Annotated in this window: 15 protein-coding genes; 1 reads left to right on the top strand and 14 read right to left on the bottom strand. The window is 48.0% G+C overall.

What is annotated here, in order from left to right:
* Window positions 1-70: 70 nt before the first annotated feature.
* Window positions 71-841 (top strand): hypothetical protein, encoded by a 771-nt coding sequence (locus AC0YNS_RS09945; protein ID WP_475780825.1) that lies wholly within the window; start codon window positions 71-73, stop codon window positions 839-841.
* Between the two features lie 69 nt (window positions 842-910).
* Here the strand turns inward: AC0YNS_RS09945 and AC0YNS_RS09940 are convergent, their stop codons facing one another.
* The 14 genes from AC0YNS_RS09940 to AC0YNS_RS09875 all read right to left on the bottom strand — a co-directional run bounded on the left by AC0YNS_RS09940 (window position 911) and on the right by AC0YNS_RS09875 (window position 11818).
* A complete protein-coding gene (locus AC0YNS_RS09940) occupies window positions 911-1339 on the bottom strand; it encodes an organic hydroperoxide resistance protein (RefSeq protein WP_475780824.1) in 429 nt (142 codons plus the stop codon).
* Window positions 1340-1482: 143 nt separating this feature from the next.
* The gene (locus AC0YNS_RS09935) at window positions 1483-2556 is read right to left on the bottom strand and encodes a polysaccharide pyruvyl transferase family protein (RefSeq protein WP_475780823.1); all 1074 of its coding nucleotides are present in this window, start codon (window positions 2554-2556) and stop codon (window positions 1483-1485) included.
* A 27-nt stretch (window positions 2557-2583) separates the two neighbouring features.
* On the bottom strand, window positions 2584-3714 hold the full coding sequence (locus AC0YNS_RS09930) for a glycosyltransferase (protein WP_475780822.1): 1131 nt from the start codon (window positions 3712-3714) through the stop codon (window positions 2584-2586).
* Window positions 3704-4435 carry a glycosyltransferase family 2 protein gene (locus AC0YNS_RS09925; protein WP_475780821.1) on the bottom strand — a complete coding sequence of 244 codons (732 nt, stop codon included), beginning with the start codon at window positions 4433-4435 and terminating at the stop codon, window positions 3704-3706. Before AC0YNS_RS09925 ends, AC0YNS_RS09930 begins: the two co-directional genes overlap by 11 nt.
* A 30-nt stretch (window positions 4436-4465) precedes the next feature.
* Window positions 4466-4660, bottom strand: coding sequence for a hypothetical protein (locus AC0YNS_RS09920; RefSeq protein ID WP_475780820.1), 195 nt, complete (start codon window positions 4658-4660; stop codon window positions 4466-4468).
* Window positions 4657-5064, bottom strand: coding sequence for a hypothetical protein (locus tag AC0YNS_RS09915; protein ID WP_475780819.1), 408 nt, complete (start codon window positions 5062-5064; stop codon window positions 4657-4659). Before AC0YNS_RS09915 ends, AC0YNS_RS09920 begins: the two co-directional genes overlap by 4 nt.
* 211 nt (window positions 5065-5275) lie before the next feature.
* Complete coding sequence (locus AC0YNS_RS09910; RefSeq protein ID WP_475780818.1) at window positions 5276-5869, bottom strand: GNAT family N-acetyltransferase; 594 nt, start codon at window positions 5867-5869, stop codon at window positions 5276-5278.
* Between the two features lie 97 nt (window positions 5870-5966).
* Window positions 5967-6650, bottom strand: a complete 684-nt coding sequence (locus AC0YNS_RS09905; RefSeq protein ID WP_475780817.1) for a DUF7002 family protein — start codon at window positions 6648-6650, stop codon at window positions 5967-5969.
* A 12-nt stretch (window positions 6651-6662) separates the two neighbouring features.
* A complete protein-coding gene (locus AC0YNS_RS09900) occupies window positions 6663-7562 on the bottom strand; it encodes a hypothetical protein (protein ID WP_475780816.1) in 900 nt (299 codons plus the stop codon).
* Between the two features lie 39 nt (window positions 7563-7601).
* Window positions 7602-7826: a hypothetical protein gene (locus AC0YNS_RS09895; RefSeq protein WP_475780815.1), complete on the bottom strand. Its 225-nt coding sequence runs from the start codon at window positions 7824-7826 to the stop codon at window positions 7602-7604.
* A 30-nt stretch (window positions 7827-7856) separates the two neighbouring features.
* Window positions 7857-8840, bottom strand: coding sequence for an SLAC1 anion channel family protein (locus AC0YNS_RS09890; RefSeq protein WP_475780814.1), 984 nt, complete (start codon window positions 8838-8840; stop codon window positions 7857-7859).
* Window positions 8841-8952: 112 nt separating this feature from the next.
* Window positions 8953-9879: a LysR family transcriptional regulator gene (locus AC0YNS_RS09885; RefSeq protein ID WP_475780813.1), complete on the bottom strand. Its 927-nt coding sequence runs from the start codon at window positions 9877-9879 to the stop codon at window positions 8953-8955.
* A 275-nt stretch (window positions 9880-10154) separates the two neighbouring features.
* A complete protein-coding gene (locus tag AC0YNS_RS09880) occupies window positions 10155-10895 on the bottom strand; it encodes an SDR family NAD(P)-dependent oxidoreductase (RefSeq protein WP_475780812.1) in 741 nt (246 codons plus the stop codon).
* Between the two features lie 122 nt (window positions 10896-11017).
* A complete protein-coding gene (locus AC0YNS_RS09875) occupies window positions 11018-11818 on the bottom strand; it encodes a class I SAM-dependent methyltransferase (RefSeq protein ID WP_475780811.1) in 801 nt (266 codons plus the stop codon).
* Between the last annotated feature and the right edge of the window lie 16 nt (window positions 11819-11834).

Raw genomic sequence — 11834 nt, 5'->3', positions numbered from 1 at the left:
TTAGAGGGCTGAAGCACGTAATTTAACTTTCTTGAGCCAAATCCACGAATTCTAGGAGGACAACACTTTAATGAACCAATTCGGACTGCAGGGCTATAACGGAAACATGTCTGGGATTAGTCAACAATCGAACTCGTACCAACCCTCGGGTTATGTGCAATCTCACTACCAAGACAATGCAAGACAACCAGGCTCGATTTCCGCGCAATCCAACGTTGGTCCGGTGATTTCCCAGCTCGGATACTCGGCACAAAACAACGGATATGGCCAGTCTTCCTCGATGAATTCGTTCTCTGCTAACAACTACTCGCAGCCGGTGCTTTCGCATTTTGGCGGCAGCTCTAACTACTCGGAATCACAACAACCGGTCATTTCGCATTTCGGCGGCTATCAAGCGCAACATACACACCAATCGCAGCCTTACCAAGCTTCGACAAACTATAACTACATGAACCAATCGCAGCCGGTGCTTTCTCATGTTGGCGGCAGCTCTAACTACTCGGAATCACAACAACCGGTCATCTCGCATTTTGGCGGCTACCAAGCCCATAACACTCCACAACCGCAGCCATACCAAGCATCGACGAACTACATGAATCAATCGCAACCCGTGATTGCTCACTTTGGCGGCTATCAAGCACAAAACATGCAAAACCAAGGCGGCTACGGCGCGAACGCTAACAATGGTTATGGCGCAACACAGTATGTAAGCCATGCAAGTAATACGCCTGTGCTGGATAATGCCGGTTTCTCAAACCAAGGACCGGTTATTAATCGTCACGGATTTTCGTCGAGTCCGCAATCCACGATGGGATACGGCAGCAATCAACAGCAATTCTAGGATGTAAGACGTAAAGCACAAAGCGGCGGACCATAGAGGCCCGCCGCTTTCTGTTCTTATAAGCTAAAGTCAGCCAATCACATGCGAGATAACTTCGATATTGCCTTGCGTAGCTCTGGCATAAGGGCAAACCTTATGAGCCTCATCGACGATTTCCTGAGCCACACTAATATCTATGCCTTTTACCGTAATGTCGAAATGAACGGCAAGTACATAGCCGTCGTTTGCATCCTTACCGAGCGTAACATTTGAAACGATGGAGATCCCTTCCGTTTTAACGCCTTTTTTGCGAATGATCGTCCCCATCGCGCCTTCGAAGCAAGCGGCGAATCCTGCAGCGAACAGCTGCTCTGGATTGACTCCGTCACCGGGGCCTCCTAATTCCTTTGGATATCTCAAGTCCAAATTAAGATTGCCATCGCTGGAAACCGCTTTGCCTTCTCTTCCACCTTCAACATTTACTGTAGCCGTGTACAATTTCTTTTCCAATGTAACCATATTAACACCTCCTTTTGACTGGGTTATTTTATACATTTTGTGCGAAGCTTATCCATTTATAATAATGACTGTGCGTTCAAGCAAATAAGCCCTTCCCCACGAAAAAAGAGACTGTCCCCTTTCACTCGGACAATCTCTTCCCGTTAGAATAATCCTTCTCTGAAAGGTGTAACGAGCGATTGATAAGCAGTCTTGCGTCCCCGCTCAAGCTTGCTGATATAGCCGTCTCGCCAAGCTGCTGCAGCCTGGACTTTTTCCGTCAGTTTATCCGCTAGTTGCACATCATCCGTAGGAATAATCCAATCGGCTAAGTCTAGGCCATGCATCAGATCGAAGCTCTTGAATCGGTAACCGATACACACGAACGGGACGTTCGCTGCCGCCGATAACAGATTGGCATGCAGCTTGAGGTTAATCGTCGCTTCGAATCCGCTAAGCAACTGCACGTAATCCCCTGCAGCATATAACTTGGGATCATACGTAACGCGCTCATTTTGACCAAGCTTGCTGTACAGCCTTGCCAATGCTTCTTGGTCTGGCCCCCAAACCGAATACAGATGAAGGTTGTATCCGAGTGCCAGCAAGGAGCGGCATGCTTGTGCAAGCGCGTCCTCCACTTGTACCTCGTCGCCGCCGTAAATCCGGTTATAGGAGGTGCCCCAATTGATGCCGATCGTGCGATGCTGTTGTTGTACGCTTCCGACTGGTTCCGGCACCGTCACCGGATTCAGCGCATTCATCAGCATTGCGGAGTCCCCGCTGATCGTAATATTATGCGATAACGCACCTAGCGATTCGATATATTCTCTAGTCCATGGTCCTCGAATCCCGCAATAGACACTTTGCTCCATAACGGCCTTCAGCCTCTGGCGATACTGTTTCGTTTCATCGATTGGCTCCGGCTTCAGCTCTGTATCCTGCGAGGGTACCCATTTATGAAGCCGGTCATGGCCGCTGCCCCAGATTACGGTAGTCTTCCCGAGCTCGAGGCCCTCATACACCAGATCGATGTACCCTGGGATGACCAGCGATCCCCCGCCGAGAACGATCGTATCGTACTGGCTTACTTTCTTCCATTCCACATGTGGGAGAGAAGGTATAACAACGTGCTCTTCCGCCCTAAGATGAGACGCCGCCATATCTCGGAACATTTCCCACATCCACTCATCTCCAAGGTTGTTGAAGCCAATCCACCCTAAATACAACACTTTCCTCATTCGTCATGTTCACTCCATCCCCATAAATCACCGAAGCAAGGAATTGTACAGCTGCGTCATCTGATGCGCCTTGTCGCGGATTTGAAAGTTCGACCTCGCCCATGCCTGCCCTTGTCGCCCCATTTCCTCCATCTTGTCAGCGGAGGCGAATATCTCGCTGATCGCATCTCCGATTCGCTGTTCGGAGGGACGCTCCTTGGAGTCATGATCGCCGAAGTAATAGTGCCACGCTTCGGCAAACACAGGCTCTTCCACGAAGCCAAAATATCCATGATTGCCAATAGCCAGCACAGGCTTGCCACAAGCCATAGCCTCAAGAGCAACGCGTCCGGTTCCGACGACAAGATCGCCTAAATTGTAGTAATCACGCATTTGCATTTGGCTACCTACCAGCTGGACGAAAGGCGCGTTGCATTCGAGGTTCACCATTTCGGCCAGTTCAGCTATGGCAGCCGCTTGATTACCTGAACCCGCTATAACGACATGCAGGGGCATAGCCTCGGCTAAGCGCAGTGTCCGTGCAGCACGTACAAGCATGCCGCATACCGTTGCCTTGTCCCACGCCAGACGAGATGCGTAAACCACAATTTTCTCGCCTTCCGGAATGCGAAGACTGGCTCGCAGTGCGGCTGAAGATTCAGAGCGATACTGGTCAAAATCAATTCCGTTCGCGATCAGCTGTGACGAAATACCCTGACGCTCCAGATAAGCTTGTACCGGAAGACTCACACAAACGAAGGTGCATCCCGCAGCCTTCATCAGCTGAAGCTGATCCGGTGGATAATAAGCGCCGTGTACCGTGAACACGACCGGGATACCCAGTTTTCTTGCCGCTTCCGCTGCAAACAAGCCTGACGGCGTTTGGTGAATATGCACCACTTCAATCTTTCGGCTCCGCATAATTTGCGTGAGTGCATGCTTTGCCTGCTCCTGCCGCTCCGGATCCAACAGTTGCTCCGCCTTAAGCTCTACGCGATGGATTGGGCACCCTGCACGTGCAAAGGTTTCATACATCACGCCGGTTCCGCCGGCATATACAGGTATGACGCCGAGCGATGGAAAAGCCTTCACCAGGCTAAGCACATAGGTTTCCGTGCCGCCAACTGCTAGACTGTCCATCACCATTAACAATCGAATCCGACGACGATTATGCCTCATAGTCGCCATGCTCCGACTGCGATTTGCCGAAATACTTGCGTGAACGCTGCAAGGAATGCTTGCGGTAGTAATACAGCACCTCCCGCATATTGTCCACGTTCCTTGCTCCCGGCTTGATTATTTTCGCTATAAACTCATAGTCCTCGGCGCCTTCAATACGCCTTGTATGTCCGCCTAATTCATCGAACACGGATCCACGTAACATCGCTGTTCCATGGCAGATGCAATGGCCGCCTTTCGCATAGACCTTCCCGATTTGCTCGCCATATTTCAGCCAATACACCGGCATACGGCGCTCTGGCTGACCATCCTGGAATACCTCGTAGTTCGTTCCGAGCAGATCGATTTGCGGATTGTTTTTCATATAACGGACTTGCTTTGCAAGACGGTCCGGATGGGATAGATCATCTGCATCCTGGATGGCGATAAACTCACCTTTGGCCAAATACATACCAACCGTTACGGCGCCTGCATAGCCAATATTACGCGGGAGCCGCAGCGTACAAATCCCCTTGCCATCCCGTAATGATGGCTCATTGTTGTTAAGCCAATTCATCACAAATTCATAAGACCCGTCAGCGGATGCATCATCAATAAGAATGAGCTCCCAATTCGAATAGGTCTGATTCAGCAGGCTCGTCAAGCAATCCGTCAAATACGGAACTTTGTTATAAACGGTAGTGACAATACTTACGAGTCCCGGCACACGTTGAAAAGACACTTGCCTCTCCTCCCTCATTCTCCACAATGGTTATAACAGCCGAATATAAGAAATGAAGCGCAGCTGTATGATCGCATAGCTGCCGCTCTCATAACCGAAAAGCTCCGATGTGCGGAGCGTCACTGATACGGCATCAACGGACACAAGCGTCCCGCTGATCGTCTCCAACACACTGGCGACCTGTACCTCTTTGTTCACGAGCGATTGCAGCTCTTCCATCATCATCGTTCCACCTGCTTTCCAACTAGTTGAAAGGTGACCAGCTGTTCCAGCGGAACGATTACACTTGTCCCTCCATGTTCTCGTACGACTAGAAATTCGTCGCCAACCTTCATGATTGTCCCTTCGACTGTACCGGCTGGCGTTAACAGTTCAGCCGATTTGCCAATGAATGGCTCAATCACTCGTCCAAGCTTGTTAAAGCCGGTAGAGCCGACATTACCGCGCTCTTCAAGCAGGGCAGAAGCCAATTCCTCTCGAACGGCCTGACGGATTTCAGCTATGAACGTATTTGAAGCATCGAATACGCCAGATTCCACTGCAGGCGGCCGTGCTGCGTTTGGTATCAGCAGACGAGCAAGTCCATCGAAAAATTCCTTTATCTCTCTAACGTTTACGATAATTTTCATCGCTCCTCCATCCTCCTATACCATGGAAACTTCTAATTTCCATCCTTACTAGGGTATACAGTTAAGAGGAAGAACGATTGAGTCATTTCACTAGTAAAGCTTGAAATGTTCGATTGCCATTGCAAGACAAGAAGAACACCCGTCCAATTGGAGGGTGTCCCTGTAAGATCATATGGGCAATGCCGAATATCGCTTCTTGAAAGTCGTTTAACTATAAGTCAATTCGCATGACAACACGGCGCTTGCTTGGTCTAGTCAGCTCTTTGAAACCTGCAGCCTCGAAGACATTCCGACTGCCGACATGGAGTTCACCCCAAGTAATTTCTTTATCCGGTGTGGTAATCATTGCGTAACCCTCTACAGCATGAGCGCCTCTCTGCTTTGCGAATTGTACGGCTGCTCGTGTCAGCTCATAAGTGATCCCCCGCTTGCGATAGCCTGTGCGAACAATGAAGCAAGTAATAGCCCAAACCCCTTCATTGTTCTTATCCTCGTTTCGTCCCGTCCAAGGCATTCGGCTGTTTAACAGGTTCGGAAATGCCATTCGCGGCTCGATCGCACACCTTCCTACAGGCTCCTTGTCGAAGTAAGCAACAAGCCCACTGGTTGTACCGGATTTCGGGTTCTCACACTCCGACTGGATTCGCAGCAGATAAGCGCGTTCATCATCGTCTATCAGGTTCCACTGGGATGAAGGAATCTTGAATCGTTGGCAATAGCAGCGCACAGAGTGACATTTGACTGGGCCAAGTACAAGCTCTAAGTCTTCCCATGACGCTTCATTCGCCGGCAATATGGTTAACATGATCAGCCACCACCTTCACACTAGTAAACAAATCCTACTATGAAGACAATAGCATGTATGATTTCGTCGATCTATAGAATGAGCTAATGAATTGCAATCAGTTCATAAAATTGTTGAGGGGCTGGGCATACTTCCCCCAGTCCCCTTTAATATCCGAAACGTCCTTACAATAGATCGCCTGTAAATATCGGGTCAAATTCGTTACTGCCCCTTCCACAAGGACCTCCCGGATCTCGGAAGGCTTGATCGGAACATCGTGTGCACGAAATCCCTCGAATTGGTCTGCCGGCAGAAACATTCGCAAACTTTTCTTATAGGAGCAGCGGTTAGGATACCGAGGCGAGCTCCCTGAATCGTACTTCGACAGCTTAACGGCATAGTAGAAGTCATGAAGGAGCAGATAAGCATCCAATTGTAAGACGGCAAAAGCTTCTTCCGGTTCTCTTCTGGCATACATCTCCAGCATTTTCAGGCAATCCCTATGCGTCGGCCATAGGAAAACATGCCGATCCAGATGGTGGTAAAATTGATGCAGCGTTGTTCCGGGATCCATCATTTGCTCCGAAATTCGAAGATGAGCATTGGCTACCAACGTATGCCCGTGATATTGAATTTCTCTTCTCGCGATCCGTCGTCCGTCTGATAGGGTGGGATCAACTTCATTCGGCGAATACAAAGCATTCAAATGCGCAATTGATGGCAAATTTCGGACTCTCGTGAAATGATATAACGATTTTCGTTTGGAACTTTTCGTTATTTTACGAACAATGGAGTCGTTCATCGCTTGATACCTCTAGTCCGATCTTCTTCTGAGTTGCCGATAGGCTGCAGAAATACACATCAATGTACCCGTTGTGACAAAGACACCAACCGGGAACCACCATGAACCCCAAGCCGGTACGATAAGCGGCATCAACGAGACTCCAAACGCTACAGGTACAGGAGCTTTGAAAAGTTTACAAAGAATGAAAGTAATCAACACATTAATGACCCCAACCCAGATGATCGAGCCATCCAACAAGTGATAGAGGACAACAGCAAGCGCAGCCGTAATCGTTAGTACCGCTAAACGCTGTGGAATCAATTTCCAAGAAAAATCCTTCGCATGGAACTGCTCGAAAATAAGAGCAAAAACTGGCGGAACCACTAAAACTTCAAGATTTGTAGCAAATGCCATGCCAATCCAAATGGCTAATATCAAGGTTATTAGTATCGTATCTGTCTTCTTACGAAACTTGATCGGCACGCTGGACTGCTTGTCCGGTTTGCTCATTCTCCAAGCAGCTAGCATGATGACAAACGTGAAGACAGCAGTTGAAATCGCAAATGTATAATCAGTAAGACCCAGATAAATCGGTAGCAATGCAGCAGGTATAGTGGGTCCGAAATTGATGCGAAATACATGCATGAGTATGACAATTAGGACAAGTCCTAACCAAATTTTCATAAGAGGGGACATTGATAAATGATTCATCGAAGTTCCAATAAAGGCACCCAGTGTCGGGGACAACCACAAATGGACAGGCTTCTTGATCCAATGCGGCACCGGTAATACCATGACACCCATGGCCATCCCGGCAATTTCCGGGAACAGAATATCCCTTTGCTGAAGACATACAGATCCTACCAGCATAACAATGATTAATAAATAAGCCGATACAAATCCTCTGGATTTCATTATATTCCAAGACATGGTTCTTCTCCTCTCCGAAGCCGGCCTATCGCTTATTTATTAAGATTCCTGTGCAAAATCAATTTGCATCTCAGGAGGAGGCATCTGAATGAACGTAGCTTGCGTTCGAGAATACGACTTGCCATTTATCCGGACGTTATTCTCATCATACCCTTCTAATAATCCCCCACCTGAGGTTTTCTTATCGCTTACGACCATCACATATTGACCGAAGAGCATCGCATTATCAAATTCGACATCAAATTGAAGTGTAGTCCACAGCATCGTTATCCATCCTTTCTTGTTGTAGTGAAACTATCCCTTAAGCAGATTCCCATTAAATAACAGGTTGATCGTTCGGATAAACAGAACAATCAATACTATGCTTAGAAACGCCAATACAACTGCAGAGATGCCAATTAACAGCCAGGAATCTACAAATAAGGCATATTTCAAAGCCGCATTGCTCAGAGCAGCTATCGGAAAACTAATTGCCCACCAAGAAGCGCTAAAAGGGTTCGACTTTCGAAACACTTTGAAGAATAAGACAATGAATAAGAATAGACCAAAGTAAAACAATATAGAGGCAAACGGATCAATCTTCTGTTGGATGTTTGTATAGCCCAGAAATCCGACCTCAAACGGCGCAATCATGATAATCATGGAAGGCACTAACCCTGCTGGCAGTGGAGCATGATGAATTAATCTGGATAAGATCAAAGTCAGGAATATCAAAGCGACAAATCCGCCAATTGCAAGTGACAACAGATTAATTTCATATGCCCATGGGAAAGGCATCGTCCCGCCGGCAACTGCAATATCAATCGTTCCTACCCCCGGAATCAACCAAGGCGGAACAACATGACCATGCTCGTGATTCCCGTTCAATAAACGCGCAACGATGACAACGCAAAGTGCTAACGTCAATATCGTGCCGATAATCCAAATGACCTGCCCGCCTGCTTGACTAAAATTGCCAATAACAGTGGACAGCAACAACAAGGATATTGTGATCGTTCCGAAGAAATTCCCGGATACCGGATGCATGAATTCAGCTTTAACCTTATGCGGATACAAGATCCATTTCGAGAGATATCCTGTACTTAATGCGACAAATAGTAGAATAGCAACAATGCCAATGCTATCCGCAATAACCAGAGAGCTGCCAAAGAGCTTACTTGCTTGTCTCCAAGCCAATGACAGACCTGAAATGCCCATAACTGACGCGAATAAACTAACAGGTAAAAATTGAACTGAACCGATGCCTTTTTGCTGCGGTACGTCAGTCATGGTTTGCATGAGTGATCATCACTTCCTTCGTTTCATGTGACTAACTATCCTGTTGCCTCATTGTATGAAATTCGAAATGATAGATCAATATCGTTGTTTCTATGATAATGATAGATTGTAACTATGATGATTCCTCACTGTCACAGCCCTCCATTAGCTTGTCTTGCTTCAGACTCTTTATATGTGAAGTCAACAGTTCAATAAATCCACGCGCAGCTTTCCCCATATATTTATCGCGGAGATACACGACTCCTACCTCTCTGCACAAGGTAGGTTTCTGAACCGGAATAGCGAGTAAATCATCGTAATTGTACATTTCAAGCAACGTCTTCGATAATACCGTGCCGCCTGCACCCGAACGAACGAGTCCGAATAACGATTCAATGGTTGTCGTTTCGATCAAGGGATTCAGCTTTAATCCAGCGATGGTGCATGTCATATCAACGAGCTGGCGGCATCGATGGGTTTCCGGAAACATCACAATCGGCACATTCAGAATTTCGTCAAAATCAATTGCTGTACGGCCCGCATAAGGATGCTGCGCTGTTGCAACAAAATAAAATTTCTCGCTGTACAGGGGGATGGCTTGCACGCGTTCGTCCTCGACCGGCAGAATCGTAATTGACAAATCCAATTCGTTCTGCAAGATGCGGTGTACCACATCCTCGACACCGAAGATTTTGAGTCGAACCTTGGGATATTCGCGATGGAAATCAAGCAATAAGTTCGAGACTAATTGGTTTAGCTCGCCTGGAAGTGCACCGATTGATAAAGTGCCTCGCTCAATTTGCTGCAGCTCTTGAATTTGTTCTTTGGCATTGGCTAGATTGCCGAATGCTAGCTTGCTCTGCTTATACAGAATCATCCCGGCATCGGTGATCGCAATTTTCTTGCCGATTCGGTCGAATAACGGGACGCCAATCTCGTCTTCGAGTGCTTTGATTTGATGACTTAAAGAAGGCTGGGTGATCCCCAGCTTGACGGAAGCTTTGGTAAAGTGTAATTCCTCACAGGTTGCAATGAAGTACTCCAACTGTCTTAACTCCATATTTACGGCCTTCTTTCTACATTTTCATGCTTACTATTCCGCATATTCTCATTGGTTATGAATCACTTTGAACCCACTATAACGGAATGCTTCCTCATAGATCAATGTAGTCTTAACTATGACTATGATAGTTTATATCTATGATAGATCATCCTGGGTGAATATAAAAAAGCTCCCCAGACAGCAACAGGTTGTTCATCTTTCACCTGTTTACTTCTAAGGGAGCTCCAACTGGCAGCCATCATGGTTTGAACTTTGGGACGCTGTCAGCTAGCTTACCAAGCGGACGCGCCGCCGTCGACCGCGTAATTGGCACCTGTTATGTAAGCCGCTCGGTCAGACGCGAGAAAGGCAGCGAGCTCGACGATCTCCTCAGGTTGACCGAAGCGCTTCAGGAGCGTTTTGCTAGTAATTGCGTCGCGAGCTGCTTGATTGTCTCCAAGGTCGCGATCACTCGCTGGGGTCAAGACAGGCCCGGAGCTAATGGTTACTGCGCGGATTCCATGCTTTGCGCCTTCGAGAGCTAACTGTCGTGTCAAACCGATGACGCCTGCTTTCGCTGCACAATGCGCGACCATCGGAGGAGTCTCACCGGCGATCATACCGGCAACGGACCCCACATTAATGATGACGCCGCCACCTCGCCGGACCAAGTGTGGCCATGCAAACTTGGATACGAAGAAAGGGATGTCAAGCTCGCCGGTTATGGTCGTTCGCCAATCTTCGATTGAGAACTCAGGCATTGGCCCGAAACGCTGCATGGCCGCGTTGTTGTATACCACGTCGAGCCCGCCATATGCGGCCACGGCATCCTCGACGAGGCGTTGCACTTGTTCAGGTTCAGTAAGATTGATCGGTGCGATGCCCGTCATCTCTCCGCCGGCTTGACGTACCATCTCGACCGTCTCGTTATTGGCTTCGGTCTGGATATCGCATCCGACCACCTTTGCACCTTCTCGCGCAAAAACCATTGAAGCGACGCGCCCCATGCCTCCCCCGGTACCTGTGATAAGCACAACCTTCTTGTCAAGAATACCCTTTGATGCTTGGTAATTAATTTCATTCCCCTCCTGTAGTCGTTCTTTCCTGCAATCTATAATATTGTTATGAACTTCCTCGATTATTCATTGGATCTCCATTATCCCTTGGTGGCCTGCACTGAGAACGTGAGAGGAATATGGTTGTCGGAGTCGTTCCATCGCCACCCCCCGTCTCCGCCCTGCGACATGAACGGGAATCGTTTGTTCGAACTGTGAGAGAACTCATGCAGATAATCCAAACGCAGTCCAGCGGCGATTAATGCGTTTAGAATATCACTGAAACTGAAGCTCCAGACAAATTCGACGCTCCTCTGGTTTACCGCTGGGTCAGAGTATGGCATGAGACCCTCGATCTGAATAGGTTGCTCCGTATGAAAGTAAGGGTAAACGGTGCGTAAATCCGTCACACCGGGAGAGTCATCATAGACATTGAGAAACGGATGCTCCTCCTGCAGGTAAAAGACGCCGCCAGGTTTAAGAAACTGAGCTACGATCTTCGCCCACCTATCCAGATCAGATAGCCAAAACAATACGCCTCCAGTTGTATATACGATATCAAATTGTTCGTTGAGTATTTGAGGCAACTCGTAGATGTCCGTGCAGAGAAACCGTGCATCAAGCCCTGTTTCCTCAGTTAAACGCTCTGCGAGTGATATCGCATCCTCGGAGAAGTCCACCCCGGTAACCTGCGCACCAAGACGTGCCCAGGACAGCGTATCCAAACCAAAGTGACATTGGAGATGCAGCAACGACTTCCCCGACACGTCGCCTAGCTCCTCGAGTTCAATTGGACCTAAGGAGGTTTTGCCTTCTTTGAATCCCTCTACATCGTTTCTTATGGCATTGACTGCAGTACGTGCGTTCCAATGTGCGCGGTTACTTTCTGTATAATCAGTCATGGATAAATTGCCCCTC

This window comes from Paenibacillus sp. J22FR21, assembly GCF_056269135.1.
Note: the sequence above shows the minus strand (reverse complement) of the source record. Positions and strands in the feature narration are given on the sequence as shown.

Excerpts from the sequence above, each read along its gene's own strand:
- AC0YNS_RS09945 (WP_475780825.1), top strand. The coding sequence starts at position 71 with ATGAACCAATTCGGACTGCAGGGCTATAACGGAAACATGTCTGGGATT.
- AC0YNS_RS09940 (WP_475780824.1), bottom strand. The coding sequence starts at position 1,339 with ATGGTTACATTGGAAAAGAAATTGTACACGGCTACAGTAAATGTTGAA.
- AC0YNS_RS09935 (WP_475780823.1), bottom strand. The coding sequence starts at position 2,556 with ATGAGGAAAGTGTTGTATTTAGGGTGGATTGGCTTCAACAACCTTGGA.
- AC0YNS_RS09930 (WP_475780822.1), bottom strand. The coding sequence starts at position 3,714 with ATGAGGCATAATCGTCGTCGGATTCGATTGTTAATGGTGATGGACAGT.
- AC0YNS_RS09920 (WP_475780820.1), bottom strand. The coding sequence starts at position 4,660 with ATGATGATGGAAGAGCTGCAATCGCTCGTGAACAAAGAGGTACAGGTC.
- AC0YNS_RS09915 (WP_475780819.1), bottom strand. The coding sequence starts at position 5,064 with ATGAAAATTATCGTAAACGTTAGAGAGATAAAGGAATTTTTCGATGGA.
- AC0YNS_RS09910 (WP_475780818.1), bottom strand. The coding sequence starts at position 5,869 with ATGTTAACCATATTGCCGGCGAATGAAGCGTCATGGGAAGACTTAGAG.
- AC0YNS_RS09905 (WP_475780817.1), bottom strand. The coding sequence starts at position 6,650 with ATGAACGACTCCATTGTTCGTAAAATAACGAAAAGTTCCAAACGAAAA.
- AC0YNS_RS09900 (WP_475780816.1), bottom strand. The coding sequence starts at position 7,562 with ATGTCTTGGAATATAATGAAATCCAGAGGATTTGTATCGGCTTATTTA.
- AC0YNS_RS09895 (WP_475780815.1), bottom strand. The coding sequence starts at position 7,826 with ATGCTGTGGACTACACTTCAATTTGATGTCGAATTTGATAATGCGATG.
- AC0YNS_RS09890 (WP_475780814.1), bottom strand. The coding sequence starts at position 8,840 with ATGCAAACCATGACTGACGTACCGCAGCAAAAAGGCATCGGTTCAGTT.
- AC0YNS_RS09885 (WP_475780813.1), bottom strand. The coding sequence starts at position 9,879 with ATGGAGTTAAGACAGTTGGAGTACTTCATTGCAACCTGTGAGGAATTA.
- AC0YNS_RS09875 (WP_475780811.1), bottom strand. The coding sequence starts at position 11,818 with ATGACTGATTATACAGAAAGTAACCGCGCACATTGGAACGCACGTACT.